Consider the following 22,445-nt stretch of genomic DNA (forward strand, 5'->3'; position numbering starts at 1 on the left):
GCAATCACAAAATGATCACATCAATCCCCGCATTAATGGACATCACCGGGCTAAGCGGACGCCACTTCCGCCACCGCCATAACGGATCACACTTCGGGCGCAAAACGAATCCCGTACGGCCGGCGGCCGTACGGGATCAGTGGTGCCCGGTCGGGCGGTTGGAGACGGGACGCGCCGGGGCGAGGCGGGTCAGGAGGGGGCGAGGCGGGTCAGGAGTGGGAGCCGCACGCGGGCGCGGCCTCGGGCAGGGGGGCCGGGCGGCCGATCGAGGGCATCCCGAGGAGCACACCGGGGGCCGGCGCGGCGGCCTTGCCCTGGCGCGCCTCCCACGCGTCGCCCGCGCGCGTGCGGCGCACGGTCACCGCGCCGTCGGCGACCAGGTGGTGCGGGGCGGCGTAGGTGATCTGGACGGTGGCCATGTCGCCGGGGCGCGGCACCTCGTCGCCGTGGGAGAAGTGCACGAGGCGGTTGTCGGGCGCGCGGCCGGACAGCCGGCGCGTCGCGTCGTCCTTGCGGCCCTCGCCCTCGGCGACCAGCACCTCGACGGTGCGGCCGACCTGGGCGCGGTTCTCGGCCCAGGAGATCTCCTCCTGGAGCGCGACGAGGCGTTCGTAGCGCTCCTGCACGACCTCCTTGGGCACCTGGCCGTCCATCTCGGCGGCGGGGGTGCCGGGGCGCTTGGAGTACTGGAACGTGAAGGCGTTGGCGAACCGCGACTCCCGCACGACGTCCAGCGTCGCCTGGAAGTCCTCCTCGGTCTCGCCGGGGAAGCCCACGATGATGTCGGTGGAGATCGCGGCGTCGGGCATCGCCTCGCGCACGCGGGAGATGATGCCGAGGTACTTCTCGGCCCGGTAGGAGCGCCGCATCGCCTTGAGCACCCGGTCCGAGCCGGACTGCAGCGGCATGTGGAGCTGGTGCATGACGTTGGGCGTCTCGGCCATGGCCGCGATCACGTCGTCGGTGAAGTCGCGCGGGTGCGGCGAGGTGAAGCGCACCCGCTCCAGCCCCTCGACTCCCCCGCACGCGCGCAGCAGCTTGGAGAACGCCTGGCGGTCGCCGAACTCCACGCCGTAGGAGTTGACGTTCTGCCCGAGGAGGGTGACCTCCAGCACGCCCTCGGCGACCAGCGCCTCGACCTCGGCCAGCACCTCGCCGGGGCGGCGGTCCTTCTCCTTGCCGCGCAGCGACGGCACGATGCAGAAGGTGCAGGTGTTGTTGCAGCCCACCGAGACCGACACCCAGGCGGCGTACGGCGACTCGCGGCGCGTCGGCAGCGTGGACGGGAAGACGCTCAGCGACTCCTCGATCTCCACCTGCGCCTCGGCCTGGACGCGGGCGCGCTCCAGCAGCACCGGCAGCGAGCCGATGTTGTGGGTGCCGAACACCACGTCCACCCAGGGGGCCCGCTTGACGATCTCGCCGCGGTCCTTCTGCGCCAGGCAGCCGCCCACGGCGATCTGCATGCCGGGGTTGGCGACCTTGGCCGGGCGCAGGTGCCCGAGGTTGCCGTAGAGGCGGTTGTCGGCGTTCTCACGCACGGCGCACGTGTTGAACACGACCACGTCGGGCGTCTGGTCGCCGTCCGCGCGGACGTATCCGGCGCCCTCCAGCAGACCGGAGAGCCGCTCGGAGTCGTGCACGTTCATCTGGCACCCGTAGGTACGGACTTCGTACGTGCGGGCGCGCTCCGGGGTCACAGTCATCTCGCCGTCAAGCGTACGCGTTCCGGGGGCGCGGGCCGTACGCCGCGGGCGTGAGCCGTACGCCCGGCGGGCGATGCCGTACCGGCCGAAGCCGCCACTCCGCCGTACTCAAGGGGGAAAGCGGATCAAAGCAGAACATGGACCACGATCCGAACACGAGACGGTAAGAGGCACGCCAAGTCCGCGAAGATCAGTGGCAAAGATACCGGGCGGCCCGGAAAGGCTCGGATAACTTCTCGATAAGAGGAGGTAGTGGAGCGACACGCCGTGATCCGATCGGTACCCGGCGGTGAGCTGACTTTTGTCTTTGGTCCCCTACGCTTTGCCACCATGGCGGAGACCGGCAATCCTGGCAACGGGGCCACATCTGAAGCTGGCCCTCTTGTCGTACTCGAAGGCGTGCAGAAGCACTTCGGCTCACTGCACGTGCTGAGGGACATCAACCTCAACATCGACCGCGGCGAGGTCGTGGTCGTCATCGGCCCATCGGGCGGTGGCAAGTCCACCCTGTGCCGCGCGATCAACCGGCTGGAGACGATCGACGAAGGCCGCATCCTCTTCGACGGGCGCCCCCTGCCCGAGGAGGGGCGCGCGCTGGCCAGGCTCCGTTCCGACGTGGGCATGGTCTTCCAGTCGTTCAACCTGTTCGCGCACAAGACGATCATGGAGAACGTCACCCTGGGCCCGATCAAGGTCCGCGGGGTCGCGCGTGAGGACGCCGAGAAGCGGGCGCTGGAACTCCTCGACCGGGTCGGCATCGCCTCCCAGGCGCAGAAGTACCCCGCGCAGCTCTCGGGCGGCCAGCAGCAGCGGGCCGCGATCGCCCGCGCGCTGGCGATGAATCCCAAGATGATCCTCTTTGACGAGCCGACCTCCGCCCTGGACCCTGAGATGGTGCAGGAAGTGCTCGATGTCATGATCGAGCTCGCGCAGGAGGGCATGACGATGATGGTCGTCACCCACGAGATGGGATTCGCCCGGCGCGCCGCCAACCGGGTGGTGTTCATGGCCGACGGTCAGATCGTCGAGGAGAACACCCCCGATGAGTTCTTCACGAACGCCCGGACGGACCGGGCCAAGGACTTCCTGTCCAAGATCCTCACCCACTGATCGCTGGGACCCCCCGGGGACTGCCTAGGAAGAGGTAGAAGGAATGCGAGTACGTCGAATCGGCGCGGCGCTGGCCGCGGCCGCCGCCCTCACCATGGGGCTGGCGGCTTGTGGCCAGGGCGGCGGCGCCGGGAGCGGCGGCGGTGCCGCCAAGGGCATCGTCGACAAGGCCAAGGAGAGCAAGAAGCTGGTCATCGGCATCAAGATCGACCAGCCCGGCCTGGGCCTGCGCAAGCCGGACGGCTCCTTCGCCGGCTTCGACGTCGACGTCGCCAAGTACGTCGCCAAGGAGCTGGGCGTCCCCGAGAGCGGCGTCGAGTTCAAGGAGGCCCAGTCGGCCAACCGTGAGGCCTTCATCAAGCAGGGCCAGGTGGACATGGTCGTCGCCACCTACTCCATCACCGACAAGCGGAAGAAGGAGGTGTCCTTCGCCGGGCCGTACTTCATCACCGGTCAGGACATCCTCGTCCGCGCCGACGACAACTCCATCACCGACGTCGAGTCGCTGAAGAACAAGAAGGTCTGCGGCTCGCAGGGCTCCGCCTCCCCGCAGCGCCTGGCCGAGAAGTTCGGCGCCTCCTGGGCGTCCAAGAACCTCAAGCAGGTCCAGGGATACGGCGGCTGCGTGCCGCTGCTGGAGAACAAGACGGTGGACGCGATCTCGACCGACGCCTCCATCCTCGCCGGCTACGGCACCCAGTTCCCCGGCAAGTTCAAGCTGGTCGGCAAGCCGTTCTCCGAGGAGAAGTACGGCATCGGCATCAAGCTCGAGGACAAGGCCGGTCGCGACGCGATCAACAAGGCCATCGAGAAGATGTTCCAGGACGGTAGCTGGAAGAAGGCCATCGAGGCCAACTTCGGCGAGTTCGCGAAGAACTTCCCGAACCCGCCGACGGTTGAGAAGTACTGATCGTCCGGTGAGGGCGGGCCGCTCCGGCCCGCCCTCCTCCGTGTTCTTCCTGGAGGTCACATGGACGCTGTGATCGAGAACCTTCCGGCGATCCTGGACGCGTTCTGGCTCACCATCAAGCTCACCGCGATCAGCGCGGTCATCTCCCTGATCCTGGGTATCGTGCTCGTCGCCATGCGGGTGAGTCCCCTCCCCGTCCTGCGCGCCGTGGGCACCGCCTACGTGAACGGCGTCCGGAACAGCCCGCTGACGCTCATCATGCTCTTCTCCGGGCTGGGGCTCGGCACCGTCATGAGCCTGAAGTTCTCCGACGACCTGTCGGTCCAGGACTTCTGGCTGGCGATCATCGCGCTGTCGCTCTACCACGCGTCGTTCGTCTGCGAGGCGCTCCGCTCGGGCATCAACACCGTGCCGATGGGCCAGGCCGAGGCCGCGCGGGCGATCGGCCTGACGTTCATGCAGAACCTGCGGCTGATCATCCTCCCGCAGGCGCTGCGCGCGGTCATCGCGCCGCTGGGCAGCATCCTGATCGCGCTGACCAAGAACACGACGGTCGCCGCGGCGATCGGCGTCGGTGAGACGGCGCTGCTCATGAAGAACCTCTTCGAGCTCGAAGGCGACTCGGTGATCCCGATCTTCATCGGCTTCGCGATCGGCTTCCTGATCCTGACCCTGCCGACCGGCCTGTTCTTCGGCTGGCTGGCCAAGCGACTGGCGGTGGTCCGATGAGCGCGGTGTCCACGGCGCAGCGGCGCAAGAGCGCCCCCGCCCGGCAGGCGTCGGTCCTGTACGACGCCCCCGGGCCGATCGCGCGGCGGCGCAACGTCGTCCTCACGGTCGTCTTCTCGCTGATCCTGCTCGGCGTGGCCTACTTCGTCGTGGTCAACATGGGCGAGAAGGGGCAGCTCGCTCCGGAGAAGTGGAAGCCGTTCACCGACCCGAGCACGTGGACCACGTTCATCCTCCCGGGCATGGTCAACACGCTCAGCGCGGCCGGGGTCGCCGCCGTCCTCGCGCTCGTCTTCGGCGCGGTCTTCGGCATCGCCCGGCTGTCCGACCACGCGTGGATCCGCCTGCCCGCCGGCGCGGTCGTGGAGTTCTTCCGCGCCGTCCCGCTGCTGCACCTGATGTTCTTCGCGCAGTACGGCGCCTCCGCCGTGCTCGGCATCACGGTGCTGTCGTTCCAGGCGGTCGTGTTCGGCCTGGTGCTCTACAACGGATCGGTGCTCGCGGAGATCGTCCGCGCCGGCATCCGCTCGGTCCCGCGCGGCCAGAGCGAGGCGGCGTTCGGCATCGGCCTGCGCAAGAGCCAGGTCATGCGCATGATCCTGCTGCCGCAGGCGGTCACCGCGATGATGCCGGCGATCGTGAGCCAGCTCGTGGTCCTGCTCAAGGACACCGCGCTCGGCACGATCATCGCCTACCCCGAGCTGGTCACCAGCGGGGTGCGCGAGCTCGACGCCAACTTCGGCAACCTGATCCCGGCCGCGATCGTCGTCGCCATCCTCTTCATCATCATCAACATGGCGCTGAGCTACCTGGCGACCTGGTTCGAGAAGCGCAGCCGCCGCAGCCGCAAGTCCTCGGCGGCCACCCTCGGCCCGGCCCTCGCGCCCCCGGCTCCGGGCATGCAGGAGCAGCAGATGACGGATCGCACCGAGAAGTAGCGGTCCCCGGCCCCTCGGGCCCCCTTGAGCAGAGCCGCTCTGAGGCCGCGCGAAGCCCTCAGGGCGGCTCTTCCATGTCCGCCCCGCCCCTTCCTTCCCGCCCCCGCCCCCGCCCGCCCCGCGCCGTACGGCGGGCGCTGACCTCCCGCCGCACCCGCCCCGTACGGCAGGTGCGCGGCCGGGCGCGCGCGCCGTACGGCATGGCGGCGCGGGCCCGCCGTACGGCAGCGGGGGCGTACGGCGAGGTGGTACGGCAGAGGGGGTCAGGCGCGGAGGCGGAGGCCCTTGGGAGTGGGGTGGAAGCCGGCGGCCTCCAGGGCGTGGGCCAGGGGGGAGCCCGTGATGGGGGCCCCGTCGGCGCGTTCGACCGTGAGCTTGCCGAGGGCGCCCTCGCGGACGGCCAGGGCCAGGGCGTCCACCGCCGGCTGGAGGTGGCGGTCGGTGAAGGACAGGAGGGTCTTGCCGCCGCGTTCGACGTAGAGGACCAGGGCGCCGTCCACCAGGACCACCAGGGCGCCCGCCTTCCTCCCGGGCTTGTGGGTCGCGTCTCCCCCGCGGTCGGGCCACGGGAGGGCCGCGCCGTAGGGGTTGGCGGGGTCGGCCGCCGCCAGGACCACGGCCCTGGGGGACGTCTCGGGGCGGCGGGCGGACCACGGGGCGTCGTCCGGGGAGTCGGTCCTGCGCTCGCGCAACGTGGTGGCGGTGGCGCGGAGCCGGTCCACCGCTCCGGCCAGGGCGAACTGAGCGCCCCCCAGGCTCTCGACGAAGTAGCCGCGGCGGCAGCGGCCCGTCTCCTCGTAGGCGCGCAGGACCGGGTAGACCGCCGAGAAGCCGCCGGCGACCCGCTCGGCGGCGACCGCGCCCCTGGTGAGGACGCCGTGGCGGTCGAGCAGGACCTCGGTCTGGGCCTGGGCGCGGCGCGCGGGCTCGCCCTCGGCGGAGGGGAGCAGCCACCAGCGGCCGGCCACGGTGGGCGGGCCGCTGCGGGACGGGAGCACCGCGCGGCGGCGGCGCGTGGTGGGCGCGCGGTGGGCGGTGCGGCCCGCGCCGAGCAGGGCGCGCAGCGGGGCGAGCGTGTCGCCGGAGATCCGGCCCGCCCACACCAGGTCCCACACGGCGGCGATGAGGGCCGGGTCGTCGAGGGAGCCGAGGCGTTCGGACAGGCCCCGGAAGAACAGCGCCCCTCCCCCGGCCAGCGCGTCGAGCACCTGATCGTGCAGCGGCGTCATCGTGATGCCGGCGGGTTCGGGGATCAGCAGCGGGGCGGTGTCGGCGAAGTAGAGCGCCACCCACCCGTCGTTGCCGGGCAGCGCGCCCTGCCCCGCCCAGATCACGTCGCCCGAGGCCGTCAGCTCGTCCAGCAGCTCCGGCGCGTAGCCCGGCACCCGCGCGGGGAGCACCAGCGTCTCCAGCGCCGAGGCGGGGACCGCCGCGCCCTGGAGCTGCTCGACCGCCGCCACCAGCGCGTCCATGGCCGCCGCCCGCGACCCGGCCCGGCCGCCCCAGGCGCCGGCCGGGCCACGCCCCGCGTCGTGGCCGGAGGCCCCGGCGAGCTCCCGCGGTGGGCCGCCCGGCTCGCCGCCGGTGGCCCAGGGGTCGGCGGGGGCGGCGCCGCGGAGGCGCTGCGCGGTGCCGGGGAGCGGGCCGTAGGGGTCGGGGCTCGGCGGGCTCGCGTGGCCGGCGATGCCGTGCCAGGCGGGGGTGAACGCCGCCAGGGCCTCGACGGGGACCGCCTCGACCTCGCGGCGGAGCCGGGCCAGGGAACGGCGGCGGAGCATGCGCAGGACCTCGGCGTCGCACCACTCCTCGCCCCGGCCGCCCGGCCGGAACTCCCCCGCCACGACCCGCCCCGCCCCGGCCAGCCGGCGCAGGGTGTCGGTGACCACGGCGACGCCCAGGCCCAGGCGGGCGGCGGCGGCGCTCGCGGCGAACGGGCCGTGGGTGCGGGCGTGCCGGGACAGCAGATCGCCCAGCGGGTCGGCCACGGGCTCCATGAAGACGCCGGGGACGCCGACCGGCAGGGGGGTGCCCAGGGCGTCGCGGAGGCGCGCGGCGTCCTCGATCGCCGCCCACTGCTCCTCGCCCGCCACCCGGACCCGGATCGCCCGGCGGGCCTCCTCCAGCGACGCCAGCCACCGGGGCCGCGCCCCCCGCTCGACCAGGGCCGACGTGGGCAGGGGGCCGTGGGAGCGCAGCAGGTCGGCCAGGTCCTCCTCGTCGCGCGGCGGCCGGTCGAAGCGGCCCAGCTCCATCTCGGCGGTGACGACCACGTCGGGGTCGAGCAGCTCGCGCAGGTCGGCCTGGCCCAGCAGCTCGGCCAGCAGGGACGTGTCGAGCGCGAGCGCCTGCGCCCGGCGCTCGGCCAGCGGGGCGTCGCCTTCGTACATGAACGCGCCGACGTAGTCGAAGAGCAGCGACGCCGCGAACGGCGAGGCCGCCGCGGTCTCCACCTCGACCAGCCGCACCTCGCGCGCGGCCAGGTCGCGCATGAGCCGCACCAGCTCCGGCACGTCGAAGACGTCCTGGAGGCATTCGCGCATCGTCTCCAGGACCACCGGGAACGACGGGTAGTCCCCGGCCACCGACAGCAGGTGGGCGGCGCGCTGCCGCTGCTGCCAGAGCGGGGTGCGCCGCCCGGGCGAGCGGCGGGGAAGCAGCAGCGCCCGTCCGGCGCACTCCCGGAACCGGGCCGCGAACAGCGCCGACCCGCCCAGTTCCTCGGTCACGATCCGCTCGATCTCGTCGGGGTCGAACAGGGCGATCCCGGACGGCGGCGCGGCCTCCCCGCCCTCGGCGTAGGTGTCGGGGACGCGCAGCACGATGCCGTCGTCGGAGTGGATCGCCTGCACGTCGAACCCGTGCCGCTCCCGCAGCCTGCGCGCGATCGCCAGCGCCCACGGCGCGTGCACGCGCGCGCCGTACGGCGAGTGCACCACGACCCGCCAGTCGCCCAGCTCGTCGCGGAACCGCTCGACCAGGAGGGTGCGGTCGTCCGGCACGTGCCCGGTGGCCTCGCGCTGCTCGGCGAGGTAGGACACGAGGTTGGCGGCGGCGTGGTCGTCCAGGCCCGCGCGGCGCACCCGGGCGACGGCCTCGGCCGGGTCGAGCGCGGCCAGCTCGCGCAGGAAGGCCCCGAGGGCGCGGCCCAGCTCGGCCGGGCGGCCCGCCGTGTCGCCGTGCCAGAACGGCAGCTTGCCCGGCTGGCCCGCGGCCGGGGACACCAGCACGCGGTCGGCGGTGATGTCCTCGATGCGCCACGAGGTCGCGCCCAGCACGAACACGTCGCCGACGCGGGACTCGTAGACCATCTCCTCGTCGAGCTCGCCCACCCTGGACGCCTTCTCGCCGACCAGGAACACGCCGAACAGCCCCCGGTCGGGGATGGTGCCGCCGCTGGTCACGGCCAGCCGCTGCGCGCCCGGCCGCCCGCGCAGCACGCCCGTCACCCGGTCCCAGACCAGGCGCGGCCGCAGCTCGGCGAACTCCTCGCTCGGGTAGCGCCCGGCGAGCATGTCGAGCGTCGCCTCCAGCGCGCTCCGCGGCAAGGTGGAGTAGGTCGCGGAGCGCTTGACCAGCTCCTCCAGGTCGTCCACGGTCCAGTCGTCCATCGCGACCATGGCCACGATCTGCTGCGCCAGCACGTCGAGCGGGTTGCGGGGGTAGCGGATCTCCTCGATCTCGCCGCCGCTCATGCGCTCGGCCACCAGCGCCGTCCGCACCAGGTCGCCGCGGAACTTGGGGAAGATCACGCCCTTGGACACCGCGCCCACCTGGTGCCCGGCCCGGCCGATGCGCTGGAGCCCGCTGGCCACGCTCGGCGGGGCCTCCACGCACACCACCAGGTCCACCGCGCCCATGTCGATGCCCAGCTCCAGGCTCGACGTCGCCACCACCGCGGGCAGCCGCCCCGACTTGAGCGCCTCCTCGATCTGGGCGCGCTCCTCCTTCGACACCGACCCGTGGTGCGCCCGCACGACCTCGGGGACCGCGCCGCGCGCCGCGCCCGCCTGCGCCATCAGCTCGGCGGGCACGCCCTCGGGCAGCGCCTCGCCGTGCCGTCTCTCGTGGTGGAGCTCGTTGAGCCGGGTGCACAGCCGCTCGGCCAGCCGCCGCGAGTTGGCGAACACGATCGTGGAGCGGTGCGCCTCGATCAGGTCGAGCAGGTGCTCCTCGACGTGCGGCCAGATGCTCCGCCGGTGCTCCGCGGGGCCAGCCACCTCGCCGGGCGGGGGCGGGGCCAGCTCGGTCATGTCCTCGACCGGGACGACGACCTCGACCTCGATGCGCTTGCTCGACGGGGGCTGCACCACGCTCGCCGGGCGGCTGCCGCCGAGGAACGCCGCCACCTCCGCCACCGGCCGCACCGTCGCCGACAGGCCCACCCGCTGGGCGGGCCGGTCGAGCAGGGCGTCCAGCCGCTCCAGCGTCAGCGCCAGGTGGGAGCCGCGCTTGGAGCCCGCGACCGCGTGGACCTCGTCGACGATCACGGTCTCCACGCCGCGCAGCGCCTCACGCGCCTGCGAGGTGAGCAGCAGGAACAGCGACTCGGGCGTGGTGATCAGGATGTCGGAAGGCTTCGCGGCGAACCTGCGCCGCTCCTCGGCCGGGGTGTCGCCCGACCGCACCGCCACGGTGATCTCCGGCTCCGGCAGGCCGAGCCGCCGCGCGGTGTGCCGCAGGCCCGCCAGCGGGGCGCGCAGGTTGCGCTCCACGTCCACGGCCAGCGCCTTCATCGGCGAGACGTAGACGACCTTGCACCGCCGGGCGGCGTCCGCCGCCTTGCCCGCCCTCTCCGCTTTGCCCGCTTTCTCCGTCTTGCCCGCCTTGCCCGGCGTCTTGCCCGGCGTCTTGTCCGCCGCCGCCCCGGCCGTACGGCTCGCGCCCAGGGCCCCGGCCGGCGTCGCGCCGGCGGGGGACGGGCCGGGGCCCGCGGGCGGGAAGGCCAGGCGGTCGAGCGACCACAGGAAGGCGGCCAGGGTCTTGCCCGAGCCGGTGGGCGCGACGACCAGGGTGTGCTCGCCGCGGGCGATGGAGTCCCACGCGCCCTCCTGCGCCGGGGTGGGCGCGGCGAAGGACGCGGTGAACCACTCCCTGGTCACCGGCGAGAAACGGTCGAGCGCCGAGCTGCTCATCCCCCCAGTTTGCACACCCTCACCGACAAAAGCGTGCCGGCCGCCCCCGCCGCGCCCTTGACAGGCCCGGCGGCGGCTTCGAATCTCGGAGATACGGGGGATCGGGGAGCAGGCATCCCGGAGGAGCCGAGAACGCCCTCCACGACGCGCGAGGCACCCGGCCCGGCGCGGCGGCGGGTCCCCCGGCAGGCCCGGCCGCCCGCCGAACGGGTGGGGGCGCCACGAGGCACCGCGGGTCCCGCCCGGGCCCGCCCCGGGCCACGTGGCGCTCCCCTCCTCGCGCGGGGCGGCTCCGGCACCCGGTCTCCCGCTGCGGTATCCGGCGGTTGATCGGCTCGCGGGAGCGCACATGACCACCGAGGACGAACGGCGCGAGATCCGGCGGCGGCACCTGAGGGAGGTGCGGCACGGCACGTCCGGGTGCGGGGTGCACCACGTCACGCTGATCTCGGGCGATGTGGAGCGGACCATCCGGTTCTACCAGGACGTCCTGGAGTTCCCCCTGACGACGGTCGCCGAGAACCCCGGCCACGAGGGGTCCAGCCGCGTCCTCTTCGACGTGGGCGACGGCGACCTGCTCGCGTTCGCCGACTTCCCCGGGCTGGCCCTGCCCGCCTACCGCGAGGTCCTGGGCGGCCTCCACCACATCGCGATCCGCGTCCCCCCGGAGCGGTGGTCCCGGCTGCGCGGGCGCCTCGACGAGGCCCGGGTGCCGTATCACCAGGAGAACGGCGTCTCCCTCCGCTTCGCCGACCCCGACGGCACCCCGCTGGAGCTCACGGCCGCGCCCCCGGCCGAGGCGGAGTCCCCCCACCGCCGCTGACCGGTCCCCCGCCCGCCCTCCCCCCGTCCGCGCCCCGCGTCAGCCCGCCCCTTCCGGGCGTTCCGCCCGGTCCGCGCCTCTCCGGGAGTCAGGCCGCGGCGTTTCGCGGCGTTCCCGCCCGCCGGGTGCGCTGTTCCCGGATCACCCCGCCCGGCCGTACGGCATGAGCGGACCGTACGGCATGAGCGGGGGCGGGACGGCGGGGAAGTCGGGCGGCTTGCGCACCCGGCGGGGCGGGAGGGGCGATACTGGGGGCATGCGTCTCACGGAGTTCTGGAATCGGATGAACCGCCAGTTCGGCGCCGGATACGCCGAATCGTGGGCGAAGGACTTCGTGATCGCTCCGCTCGGGTACCGCACGGTGGAGCAGGCCCTCGCTGACGGGGTGTCGGCCAAGGAGGTCTGGCGGGCGGTCTGCGAGGTCGCCGACGTGCCCGCGAAGCTGCGCTGAGACGCCGGTTCGGCCCGGTGACGCGGGGTAGCCGACGATCTCGGTGGAATGCTGGGGCTCGGGGTGGTACGACAGGATTGAACCCCCTGCCGGACCCCTATCACCGCAGGTCACCCAAGCGGCGGCAGGGTTCACCATATGTCCGCGTATGTCGCCCCGTGAGCGGGCTCGGGAGGTGGACACAATGACCGTCGGTCCCTCCCCGACGGTACGACGCAGGAGGCTCGGCATCGAGCTGCGCCGGTTGCGGGAAGCGGCCGGTCTGACCTGCGAAGAGGTCGGCGAACGACTGGAATGGTCCGCGTCGAAGGTCAGCCGGATGGAGACGGGGCGCGTCCGCGTCCACCCCCGCGACGTGCAGGACCTGCTGGACCTGTACGACGTGCGCGACGACGGCGTGCGCGAGGGGCTGGTGGGCGTGGCCCGCGAGTCCCGGCAGCGGGGATGGTGGCACGTCTTCAGCGACGTGCTGCCGCCGTGGTTCGAGGTGTACGTCGGGCTGGAGGCCGAGGCCGAGTCCGTGCGGACGTTCGAGATGCACGTGATCCCCGGCCTGCTCCAGACCGAGGCGTACGCGCAGGCGATCTTCCGGGCGGCCTACCGCGCCGGGGAGACGGGCACGGAGGAGCGGCGGACCAGGCTGCGCATGGCCCGGCAGGAGGCGCTGACGCGCGAGCCCCCGCTGCGGCTCACCGCGGTGATCGACGAGGCCGTGCTCTACCGGTGCGTCGGCGGCCCCGAGGTGATGCGGAACCAGATGGCGCGGCTGTGCGAGGCGGCGGCGCTGCCCAACGTGACGCTCCAGGTGCTGCCGCTCGCCGCCGGGGCGCACCCGGCGATGGAGGGCGCGTTCTCGATCCTGGAGTTCGGCCGGCCCGAGGACGCCGACGTGGTTTACCTGGAGCACACGATGGGCGGGCTCTACCTTGAGCGCGACGCCGAGGTGCGGGGGTATGGCGTCGTATTCGAGGCGCTGAGCGCGGCGGCGCTGTCCCCGGAGGAGTCGACGGCCCTGCTGCGCTCGGTCGCCCGGAACTACGGAAGCGAGTTCGGGGGGAGCGGGGAATGGAGCATGCCACCTGGCGCAGGAGTCGCCGCAGCGGTGGATCGGGAAACTGCGTCGAGGTCGCGCGCGGCGGAGGCGGAGTGCTGATCAGGGACTCCAAGCGGCCGGACGGGCCCCGGCTGGAGGTGTCCCGCGAGCAGTGGCGCGAACTGCTCGGGAAGATACGGGCGGGAGGCGCGTGTTCGACTTCATGATCGAACAGATGTTCGGCTAGAGTGAGGGGTGGCGGAAGTTATCCACAGTCGCCGCCCGGCGCCCTTGAAATGTCGGTGGCGGCTCGTAGCTTTGTCTCCGTCGGAAGGCCCCCGGACGATCCGGGGGCACGCCCTCCGGCTTCCCGAACGACAACATCCGACCCGACAGGGGCCCCAACATGGCAGGTAACGACCGAGAGAAGGCTCTTGAGACCGCGCTCGCCCAGATCGAGCGGCAGTTCGGCAAGGGCTCCGTCATGCGCCTCGGCGACGACACCCGTCCGCCGATCAACGTGATCCCCACGGGGTCGATCTCGCTGGACGTGGCGCTCGGCATCGGCGGCCTGCCGCGGGGCCGCGTGGTCGAGGTCTACGGCCCGGAGTCGAGCGGTAAGACCTCGCTCGCCCTGCACGCCGTGGCCAACGCCCAGCGCGCCGGCGGCATCGCGGCGTTCATCGACGCCGAGCACGCCCTCGACCCCGAATACGCCAAGAAGCTCGGCGTCGACACCGACGCGCTGCTGGTCTCGCAGCCCGACACCGGTGAGCAGGCGCTGGAGATCGCCGACATGCTGATCCGCTCCGGCGCGATCGACATCCTGGTCATCGACTCGGTGGCCGCCCTGGTGCCCAAGGCCGAGATCGAGGGCGAGATGGGCGACAGCCACGTCGGCCTCCAGGCCCGCCTCATGTCCCAGGCACTCCGCAAGATCGCCGGTGCGCTCAACAACACCGGCACGACCGCGATCTTCATCAACCAGCTCCGCGAGAAGATCGGCGTCATGTTCGGCTCGCCCGAGACCACGACCGGTGGTAAGGCGCTGAAGTTCTACGCCTCGGTCCGCCTCGACGTGCGCCGCATCGAGACGCTGAAGGACGGCACCGAGCCCGTCGGCAACCGCACCCGCGTCAAGGTCGTCAAGAACAAGATGGCCCCGCCGTTCAAGGTCGCCGACTTCGACATCCTGTACGGCCAGGGCATCTCCCGCGAGGGCGGCCTGATCGACATGGGCGTCGAGCACGGCTTCGTCCGCAAGTCCGGCGCCTGGTACACCTACGAGGGCGACCAGCTCGGCCAGGGCAAGGAGAACGCCCGCAACTTCCTGCGCAACAACCCCGACATCGCCGACGAGATCGAGAAGAAGATCAAGGAGAAGCTCGGCGTGGGTCCCCGCGTCGACGTCCCCGTCGACGAGAAGCCCCCGCCGGCCGCCGCCCCCGCCCCGGTCACCAGCCTCACCACCGCCCGGGGCAAGTCCCGCGCCGCCGCGGCCCCCAAGCCCGGCGACGTCTGACGAACCCCGCCGGGAGCGCCCCCGGGGCGCTCCCACCCCTCCCCGCACGGCGGCCTCGCGTGGCGTCGCGTCCCGGCGCGGGCGGGGCGTGGAGCGTGAGGCGTGGAAGCGGAACGGTGAAGGGCGGCGAGATGAGGCAGGGACGGCGGCGCGGGCGGGGGCCTGACGGGCCGGCTCCGGGGTCGGGAGCCGACGAGGGCCCGCCGGCGAACCCGGAGGCCGTGGCGCGGGCGATCTGCCTGCGCCTGCTGACCGGGGCGCCGCGGACGCGGGCGCAGCTCGCCGAGGCGCTGCGGCGGCGGGACGTGCCCGACGACGTCGCCGAGGCCGTGCTCTCGCGGTTCAGCGAGGTCGGCCTCATCGACGACCAGGCGTTCTCCGCCGCCTGGGTGAGCTCGCGGCACGCGGGCCGGGGCCTCGCGCGCCGCGCCCTGGCCGCCGAGCTCCGGCAGCGCGGCGTGGACGAGGACACCGTGCGCGACGCGGTGGACCGGCTCGACCCCGATCAGGAGCTCCAGACCGCCCGCGACCTGGTGGCCCGGCGGCTCCCCGCGACCCGCGGCCTGGACCCGGCCGTCCGCATGCGCCGCCTCGGCGGCATGCTCGCCCGCAAGGGCTACCCCGCCGGCGTGGCCTTCCGCGTGGTCCGCGAGGCCCTGGAGGCCGAGGGCGCCGACACCGAGTCCCTCCCCGACTTCGAGTGAGCGGGCCCGCGCTCGCCGTACGACGGGGAATCGCGGGGCGGGCGGGGCTCTCTTCACCGACGCGATGACGATCAGCACGCGCCCGGATATATCCCTATATGACCGGTGGACTTTCGTCATGTATGACCGGCGCGCAGGGCCGGCCGCCTTCTGTCACGCCTTCGGCAAGCCGGAAAGCGGGCACGAGACGCACACGACCGCGATCAGGGGAACCGGGCACCCGCGGGGCGCATTTCGGGTGCGGAGGGCTTCGGGCCGCTTTCCGGGCCGTTCAGGGACATGTCCCTGGGAAGCGCAGAGGTAACGGCGCGGGCCGCGACGGGTTTCAGCCGTCCGTTAAAGCCTCCCGTGACGCCCGGACGTCACGGCCCGGCGGGAACGGGCGGTCGCCGGAGCGGCGGGTGGGGTTGGGCGGATTGGCTGCTGGTGGTGTCTTTGCTTGCTCGTTACCTCGCGGACGCTTAACCTCGACGGCAGTGAGGAGTTACTCCGCGCAGTGCGGATTGCCATAGAGGTGAACGGGACCACGAAGCCGGCGAGGCTCGGGATAGGTCTCGGCCCGAAATTGGGGCCGGGCGGCGGGTGCTCGTCCGTGTCCGGGCCCGGATGCCCTGACGTCTTCCGGGACGTCCGGCCGCGGCATGCGGTGCGGCGCCCGAGGGCGGTTCGTGGTCCGCGTCTGCGTGTGTGACGCCTCGCGTCCTGTCGGGTCAGCGCGAGGAGGGCGGTGCGCACCATGGAACCCCTGGTTGTGCTCATGGGCGTGGCACTTCTGGCCGCCCTGGTCGCGTTGATCGTCGTGCTCGTGCGCCGTCCCGCCCAGCAGCGCGAGGAGCAGCGGCGGCGCGACGAGATCGCCGAGGCGCAGCGGGCCGCCGCCGAGATCCTCAGCAAGGCCGAGAGCGACGCCGGGGAGATCGTGCGCAAGGCCGAGAGCGTCGCGCAGACCGCCGCGCAGGCCGCCCGCAGGGAGCTGGAGGAGGAGTCCCGCGGCCTCAAGCACGAGCTCAAGGAGCTGCGCGCCGACCTGGAACGCCGCGAGACCCGCCTGGCCGAGCGCGAACGCCGCCTCGACGAGGAGGCCCGCAGGCTGGAGGAGCGCGCCCGCAAGCTCGCCGAGACCGACGCGGAGGTGGCCGCCAGGCGCGCCGAGGCCGACAAGATCGAGGAGGCCCGCCGGGAGGTGCTGGAGCGCACCGCCGGGCTGACCGCCGAGCAGGCCAAGGCCGAGCTGGTCGCGACCATCGAGAACCAGGCCAAGCGCGAGGCCGCCCTGATCGTGCGCGAGATCGAGAACAGCGCCCGCCAGGAGGGCGAGAAGCGCGCCCGCAAGATCGTCACGCTCGCCGTGCAGCGGGTGGCCACCGAGCAGACCGCCGAGTCCGTCGTCTCCGTGCTCCACCTGCCCGGCGACGAGATGAAGGGCCGCATCATCGGCCGCGAGGGCCGCAACATCCGCGCCTTCGAGTCCACGACCGGCGTCAACCTGATCATCGACGACACCCCCGAGGCCGTGCTGCTGTCCTGCTTCGACCCGGTCCGCCGGGAGACGGCGCGGCTGACCCTGGAGAAGCTGGTCCTCGACGGCCGCATCCACCCGCAGCGCATCGAGGAGGCCCACGAGCGCAGCAAGCGCGAGGTCGAGCAGCTCTGCGTGCGCGCGGGCGAGGACGCCCTGGTCGAGCTGGGGATCACGGACATGCACCCGGAGCTGATCACGCTCCTGGGCCAGCTCCGCTACCGCACCTCCTACGGCCAGAACGTGCTCGGCCACCTCATCGAGTCCGCCCACATCGCCGGCATGATGGCCAGCGAGCTGCGCCTGGACCCGATGCTGCTCAAGCGCTGCGCCCTGCTCCACGACATCGGCAAGGCCCTCACCCACGAGGTCGAGGGCAGCCACGCGCTCATCGGCGCGGAGATCGCCCGCCGCTACGGCGAGGACGAGGACGTCGTCCATGCCATCGAGGCCCACCACAACGAGGTCGAGGTGCGCACGATCGAGGCGGTGCTCACCCAGGCCGCCGACGCGATCAGCGGCAGCCGCCCCGGCGCGCGCCGCGAGTCCCTGGAGGCCTACGTCAAGCGGCTCGAACGCCTGGAGGAGATCGCCTGCTCCTACGAGGGCGTCGAGAAGGTCTTCGCCATGCAGGCCGGCCGCGAGGTCCGCGTCATGGTCAAGCCCGACAGCGTGGACGACATCCAGGCCCAGGTGATCGCGCGCGACGTCGCCAAGCAGGTCGAAGAGGAACTGACGTACCCCGGGCAGATCCGCATCACCGTCGTCCGCGAATCCCGCGCGACCGAATTCGCCAGATAGTGTCCAATTTGCGGCTATTCGACTGATCTCTTCCTTTTCTCACTTCCTTTCTTTTTGTACGGCGTCCCGCCCGACACCTCGCCCGGAAGCGGGTTCGGGCTCCGCGCGCCGATCCCCCTCGCCTCGGCCTCCGCCGTGCCTTTTCCGATCGCGCCCGCCACCGTGAACCCGATGCCTCGGCACCTTCCGCCCCGCCGACGCGCGCCCCACGGGACCCCCTCCTCGACGTACGCCCGGTCACTGATGCATCGCCCGGATATGCCGGGAATTTGCCAAGCGGCGGGACGAATGGAGCGGACAGGGGGAACACGGAAAGACGGTGACGTAATGAAAGGGATACGTCACTCTTCGACCGAAACGGATGTGCCCCACGGAAGACACCAGGCATATCCGGAAAAGGGGGCGGTAGACGGTGAAAACCTTCGGCATGGGGCGCGCGGCGCGACGGGGCGGAGTGTTCGCGGCCGGACTGGCGGTGCTGGCGACCGGCGCGGCCGTCCAGGCTCAGGCCGCGCACGGGGAGCGGGCCGGCGCCGGCCTGACGGTGGCGGCGCGGCAGGCCGCGGCCCCGCCGTGGAACACGTGCGGGCACTCCGACCCGCCGGTGCTGCGGGCCGGGATGGAGTCGGAGCTGGTCGCCTGCGTGAAGCGGCGGCTGGTGAAGCTCGGGTACGACCCCGGGTCCTACTCCGAGCACTACGACGACGAGACCCGGCAGGCGATCTGGGCGTTCCAGAAGGTCAACGGGCAGCGGGCGCGGGACCGGGTGGACGCGGCCACCTGGCGGGCCCTCGCGCACCCCCGGGCCCCGCGCAAGCTGGTCTCGCGCGGCGCGGCGCGGCGCGTGGAGATCAACCTCTCGAAGCAGGTCCTGACGTTCTACCTCGGGCACCGGCCGGTGCTGATCACCCACATCTCCACGGGCTCCGGGCGCCGCTTCTGCTCGCAGGGCTGGTGCCGCCGCGCCCGCACCCCCGTCGGGGACTTCCGGGTCTACCGGCGCGTGCCCCGCTGGGAGCGGTCGCCCCTGGGCTACATGTACAAGCCGGCCTACTTCCACGGCGGCTACGCCGTGCACGGCTCGGTCAGCGTGCCGCCGTACCCCGACTCCCACGGGTGCGTGCGGGTCCCGCTGCACGTGTCCGAGCGCCTCTTCCCCGCCCTCCACATCGGCACCCGCGTCCACCTGCGCCGATGACCCCGCCCCGGCCGAGCCGGGGAACCACGGGCGCCGGCCGCCGGGCATGTCCCGGGGGCCGGCGCCCGCGCGCGTCGGGCCCGCCCCTCTCCCGGCCGCCCCGGGGCGTCACCCCCTCCCCGCCTCACCCGGGTCCCGCCCCGCGGAGGAAGGCCGCCAGGGTGCGTTAGATTTACGTCCAATAGCCGGCGTGGTGGAGGTGCGATGGCTCGGTGGACGGCGGCGGACATGCCCGGGCTCGGCGGGCGGGTCGCGGTGGTGACGGGGGCCAACGCGGGGCTGGGACTGATCGTGGCCAGGGAACTGGCCGGGCACGGGGCGCGAACCCTGCTGGCCTGCCGCGACGTCGGCAAGGGAGAGGCCGCGGCCGAGCGGATCCGGCGGGATCGGCCGGGGGCGGCGGTCGAGGTGGCGCGGCTGGACCTGGCCGACCTGGGCTCGGTGCGGGAGTTCGCGGCGGACGTGCTGGCGCGCGGCGAGGGGCTGGACCTGCTCGTGAACAACGCGGGCGTGATGGCGCTGCCGTACCGCAGGACCGCCGACGGCTTCGAGATGCAGTTCGGGACGAACCACCTCGGGCACTTCGCGCTGACCGGGCTGCTGCTGCCGGCGCTGCTGGCGCGGCCGGGGTCGCGGGTGGTCACGGTGAGCAGCGGGATGCACCGCGCCGGGCGGATCGACTTCGACGACCTCCAGAGTGAGCGGCGCTACCGCAAGTGGGCGGCCTACGGGCAGTCCAAGCTGGCCAACCTGCTGTTCGCGTTCGAGCTGGACCGGCGCGCGCGGGCGGCCGGGACGGGCCTGAAGAGCGTGGCCGCCCACCCGGGCTACGCCGCCACGAACCTCCAGACCGCGGGCCCCCGGATGGCCGGCAGCCGGCTCATGGAGCGGGCGAGCGCGCTGGCGAACGTCCTGGTGGCGCAGAGCGCGGAAGGCGGCGCCCTCCCCCTGCTGTACGCGGCCACCGTGCCCGGCCTGCCGTCCGGCGCCTACGTCGGGCCCGACGGCCCCTTCGAGTCGCGCGGGTATCCCCGGATCGTGCGCACGTCACGCGCCGCGCGGGACGAGCAGGTGGCGAGCCGCCTGTGGGAGGTTTCCGCGCGGCTCACCGGGGTGACGTACGACTTCGAGGCGCGGGCATCCAGCGAAGCGCCCGACAAATAACCTCATACCGGTCACTTTCCGGGTCCGAGGCAACTGCCATGGGTTGTCCCCGCGTCTTCGCAGATGGTGGGGCAACCATCGAGCGGCGCCGCAGCGGCGCCGACCGCGGAAGACCCGGAGCAAGTGATCATGAAACGTCAGATCGTCGCCATCTCGGGACTGCTCGTCGCCGGCGCCTTCACCGTGATGGTGGTGCCAGGCGAGCGCATCCCGGAAGAAGCGGAGCTGAACCAGGACCGGCCCGCCCTCCACCGCGTCGTCGAGGACGTCGAGCGGGCGCGGGAGTACTGGACGCCGGAGCGCCTGGAGGAGGCCGCCCCGATGCAGCTTCCCGACCCCTACAGGCCCGCGGGGCCGTAGATCGCCGCCTTCGCCCCGGTGGTGAAGGCCCAGTACCGGTCGCCGTACGACCAGTGCCACCACTCGGTCGGGTAGTTCACGAGCCCGGCCCCGGCCAGCGCGGCGCCCATGATCGCACGGTTCTCGCGCGCCTCGGCCGAGATGTTCGCGGCCGCCGTGTAGCAGGCGCCGTCGCTGGCCTCGGGCGTCGCGTTCACCGCCGCCCCCATGTCCAGCTCCCGCCCGTCCTCGGTGCAGAGCGTGAGGTCCACGGCCGCGCCCGCGGTGTGCGGCGCCACCTCGATCGGGGACACGTACCGGCTGGCGGCGACGTGAACCTCCCGCGGCGACCAGTCCGGGTTCGCGGCCCGCAGCTCGTCGGCGTACTCGTCGAAGTACCGCCGCTGGAGCGCCGGCGGCCGGTACCCCTCCACGATCAGCAGCCGGTATCCGTCCGGCAGCGCCCGCTCGGCCTCGAGCAGCCGGTTCAGCAGCCCGTCGCGCAGGTGCGCGTAGGCGCCCTCGCCGTCCTTCTGCCGGTCGTCGAGCCGCAGCCGCCCGCGCACGTCGGCGAGCCGCTCCCCCGACTCCTCCACGGGGATCGCGGTGATCCGCGCGTCCGACAGCAGAACGATCTCACCCATGCGCCCGCATTCCCCCAAGGTCCCGCGAGGGCCCGAACCCCCGACCCCGAAATCCAGATTCCTCACCATATCGGGCAATAGCCGGATATCTCCCCGCTCCAGGTGGCGAGCCCCCCGAGCCCCCCGAGCCCCCGAGTCCCCGCTCCGGTACGGCGCGACGCCCGCCACCCGGGCCCGGCGCGGAGCGGCGGCGCGAGCGCGCCGGTGGACGGCGGGGATCGGGTTCACGGGGAGGCCGCGACCGGTGGAAGCGCACCGGCGGCCGAGGTGAGTGGAACCGTCGCACGGAGCCCCAGCCCGCTCCGGGCCGAGGCTTCGGGCGCGAGCCGTAAGAAGGCGGTGAGGTCGGCGGGGCCGGGAGAGGTCCGGCCGCCACGCCCGCTCACTGGGTGAAGACTTCCTCCCTGGCGGTGTCGAGGGCGGCGAGGAGCGCGCCGCGCAGGATCGGGTTGCCCTCGACCTGGGTGGTCGTGACGCGGGGCTGGGAGGGGCAGATGCGGCGGACCGCCTCCTGGACGCGCTCGGCGAGCTGGGAACCGCCCGCGCGGCCGACGCGTCCGGCGAGGACGATGTGGCCCGGGTCGAGGACGACACAGACCGCCGCGACGCCGATCGCCAGGCGGTTCGCGAACTCGTCGAGGAAGCGGCCGCCCTCCTCGGTCCCGGACGCGGCGGCCAGGCGCACGCACTCCTCGGCGGACTCGGCGGCGAAGCCGTACGACGCGGCGAGGTCGCGGACGGTGGGGCCGCCGACCAGGCGCTGGAACGGGCCGTGGTGGGAGGTGGACACGCCCGGGGGCAGCGGCTCGCCGGGGACCGGGAGCCAGCCGATCTCGCCGGCGCCGCCGGTGAGGCCGCGGTGCAGCCTGCCGTTCAGCATGACGCCGAGGCCCTGCCCCACGTCCACCCACATGAGCACGAAGTCGCCGGTGTCCATGTGGGGGCGCTCGGCGACGGCGGCGAGGTTCACGTCGTTCTCGATGATCACCGGGCGGCGCAGGTCGTGTCGCAGGGCCTCCAGCACGCCCTCGTGCCATTCGGGCAGGTTGAAGGAGAAGGTCACGTCGCCGGTGCGCGGGTCCACGACGCCGCCGGTGCCGATCACGATGGCGCTGAGGCGGTCGAGCGGCACCTCGGCGCGGCGGCAGGCCTTGAGCACCGCGTTGTGCACGATCTTGACGGGGTCCTCGCCGCCGTTGGGATCGGCGGTGACCTCGGCGACCACCCGGCCTGTTATGTCCGCCACACCGGCGGTGACCAGCTCGAAGTTGACGTCGAGCGCCGCGACGTAGGCGCACGAGGGCACCACGGCGTACAGGGCGGCGTTCGGGCCCCGGCTTCCCGACTGCTCCCCCACCACCTCGACGAGCCCGCGCTCCTCCAGCCTGGACAGCATCTGGGCCGCCGTCACCTTGGAGAGCCCGGTGAGTTCTCCCAGTTGGGCCCGGGTGAGCGGGCCGGAGGCGAGGAGCAGTTCGAGCGCCGCCCGGTCGTTCAGCTCACGCAGCAGACGCGGGGTCCCCGGACGTGTCGCCATGCGCCACGACTCCTCTCGTATCGATCCGCTAACGGCCCGTTTCTTTTAAGAAAGTTTCTTGTTAGTTTAGCCACCGACACCCCTTGTGGACATGGGAGCCGGAGCGGGGCGTCACAGCGCCGAATGTCGGAGGGCGCCCGCGTACCAGTGCGTGGGACATGCCATAAATCATCGCCTGTCCCGAC

Annotated in this window: 18 protein-coding genes; 14 read left to right on the forward strand and 4 right to left on the reverse strand. The window is 72.9% G+C overall.

The features are described from left to right. Positions 1-209: 209 nt before the first annotated feature. A complete protein-coding gene (gene miaB, locus D5H75_RS26460) occupies positions 210-1,706 on the reverse strand; it encodes a tRNA (N6-isopentenyl adenosine(37)-C2)-methylthiotransferase MiaB (protein WP_119929256.1) in 1,497 nt (498 codons plus the stop codon). Positions 1,707-2,036: 330 nt separating this feature from the next. Between miaB and D5H75_RS26465 the strand changes: the two genes are divergently transcribed. The 4 genes from D5H75_RS26465 to D5H75_RS26480 are packed head-to-tail and all read left to right on the forward strand — an operon-like array spanning position 2,037 to position 5,393. Next, entirely contained in the window at positions 2,037-2,816 is a 780-nt protein-coding gene (locus D5H75_RS26465) for an amino acid ABC transporter ATP-binding protein (RefSeq protein ID WP_119929257.1), read from the forward strand. 43 nt (positions 2,817-2,859) lie between these two features. Beyond that, complete coding sequence (locus D5H75_RS26470; RefSeq protein ID WP_119929258.1) at positions 2,860-3,726, forward strand: glutamate ABC transporter substrate-binding protein; 867 nt, start codon at positions 2,860-2,862, stop codon at positions 3,724-3,726. Between the two features lie 60 nt (positions 3,727-3,786). Beyond that, complete coding sequence (locus D5H75_RS26475; RefSeq protein WP_119929259.1) at positions 3,787-4,455, forward strand: amino acid ABC transporter permease; 669 nt, start codon at positions 3,787-3,789, stop codon at positions 4,453-4,455. After that, complete coding sequence (locus D5H75_RS26480; protein ID WP_119929260.1) at positions 4,452-5,393, forward strand: amino acid ABC transporter permease; 942 nt, start codon at positions 4,452-4,454, stop codon at positions 5,391-5,393. The genes D5H75_RS26475 and D5H75_RS26480 overlap by 4 nt, the downstream gene beginning before the upstream one ends. A 263-nt stretch (positions 5,394-5,656) precedes the next feature. Here D5H75_RS26480 and D5H75_RS26485 read toward each other — a convergent pair whose 3' ends face one another. Further along, positions 5,657-10,525, reverse strand: coding sequence for an Lhr family helicase (locus D5H75_RS26485; protein WP_119929261.1), 4,869 nt, complete (start codon positions 10,523-10,525; stop codon positions 5,657-5,659). A gap of 349 nt (positions 10,526-10,874) precedes the next feature. Here D5H75_RS26485 and D5H75_RS26490 point away from each other — a divergent pair, with 349 nt between their 5' ends. The 10 genes from D5H75_RS26490 to D5H75_RS26535 all read left to right on the forward strand — a co-directional run bounded on the left by D5H75_RS26490 (position 10,875) and on the right by D5H75_RS26535 (position 20,100). Further along, the gene (locus tag D5H75_RS26490) at positions 10,875-11,348 is read left to right on the forward strand and encodes a VOC family protein (protein WP_119929262.1); all 474 of its coding nucleotides are present in this window, start codon (positions 10,875-10,877) and stop codon (positions 11,346-11,348) included. Positions 11,349-11,604: 256 nt separating this feature from the next. Beyond that, positions 11,605-11,799 (forward strand): DUF3046 domain-containing protein, encoded by a 195-nt coding sequence (locus tag D5H75_RS26495; RefSeq protein WP_119929263.1) that lies wholly within the window; start codon positions 11,605-11,607, stop codon positions 11,797-11,799. Between the two features lie 184 nt (positions 11,800-11,983). Next, positions 11,984-12,952 (forward strand): helix-turn-helix domain-containing protein, encoded by a 969-nt coding sequence (locus D5H75_RS26500; RefSeq protein WP_119929264.1) that lies wholly within the window; start codon positions 11,984-11,986, stop codon positions 12,950-12,952. Next, the gene (locus D5H75_RS26505) at positions 12,865-13,059 is read left to right on the forward strand and encodes a DUF397 domain-containing protein (protein WP_119929265.1); all 195 of its coding nucleotides are present in this window, start codon (positions 12,865-12,867) and stop codon (positions 13,057-13,059) included. The genes D5H75_RS26500 and D5H75_RS26505 overlap by 88 nt, the downstream gene beginning before the upstream one ends. A 179-nt stretch (positions 13,060-13,238) precedes the next feature. Continuing rightward, on the forward strand, positions 13,239-14,354 hold the full coding sequence (recA, locus tag D5H75_RS26510; RefSeq protein WP_119929266.1) for a recombinase RecA: 1,116 nt from the start codon (positions 13,239-13,241) through the stop codon (positions 14,352-14,354). Continuing rightward, positions 14,351-15,058 carry a recombination regulator RecX gene (recX, locus tag D5H75_RS26515; protein WP_119929267.1) on the forward strand — a complete coding sequence of 236 codons (708 nt, stop codon included), beginning with the start codon at positions 14,351-14,353 and terminating at the stop codon, positions 15,056-15,058. The genes recA and recX overlap by 4 nt, the downstream gene beginning before the upstream one ends. Before the next feature lie 736 nt (positions 15,059-15,794). Next, positions 15,795-17,378 carry a ribonuclease Y gene (gene rny / locus D5H75_RS26520; RefSeq protein ID WP_119929379.1) on the forward strand — a complete coding sequence of 528 codons (1,584 nt, stop codon included), beginning with the start codon at positions 15,795-15,797 and terminating at the stop codon, positions 17,376-17,378. Positions 17,379-17,790: 412 nt separating this feature from the next. Continuing rightward, positions 17,791-18,576, forward strand: a complete 786-nt coding sequence (locus D5H75_RS26525; protein WP_147425285.1) for a L,D-transpeptidase family protein — start codon at positions 17,791-17,793, stop codon at positions 18,574-18,576. Between the two features lie 204 nt (positions 18,577-18,780). After that, a complete protein-coding gene (locus tag D5H75_RS26530; protein WP_119929269.1) occupies positions 18,781-19,740 on the forward strand; it encodes an oxidoreductase in 960 nt (319 codons plus the stop codon). 129 nt (positions 19,741-19,869) lie between these two features. Further along, the gene (locus D5H75_RS26535; RefSeq protein WP_147425286.1) at positions 19,870-20,100 is read left to right on the forward strand and encodes a hypothetical protein; all 231 of its coding nucleotides are present in this window, start codon (positions 19,870-19,872) and stop codon (positions 20,098-20,100) included. Here D5H75_RS26535 and D5H75_RS26540 read toward each other — a convergent pair. Next, complete coding sequence (locus D5H75_RS26540; RefSeq protein ID WP_119929271.1) at positions 20,079-20,723, reverse strand: M15 family metallopeptidase; 645 nt, start codon at positions 20,721-20,723, stop codon at positions 20,079-20,081. The two genes, D5H75_RS26535 and D5H75_RS26540, sit on opposite strands and share 22 nt — an antisense overlap. Positions 20,724-21,105: 382 nt before the next feature. Next, positions 21,106-22,260: an ROK family transcriptional regulator gene (locus D5H75_RS26545; RefSeq protein WP_119929272.1), complete on the reverse strand. Its 1,155-nt coding sequence runs from the start codon at positions 22,258-22,260 to the stop codon at positions 21,106-21,108. Positions 22,261-22,445: the final 185 nt, after the last annotated feature.

Source organism: Bailinhaonella thermotolerans, from assembly GCF_003594875.1.
GTDB classification, from domain to species: Bacteria; Actinomycetota; Actinomycetes; order Streptosporangiales; family Streptosporangiaceae; genus Bailinhaonella; species Bailinhaonella thermotolerans.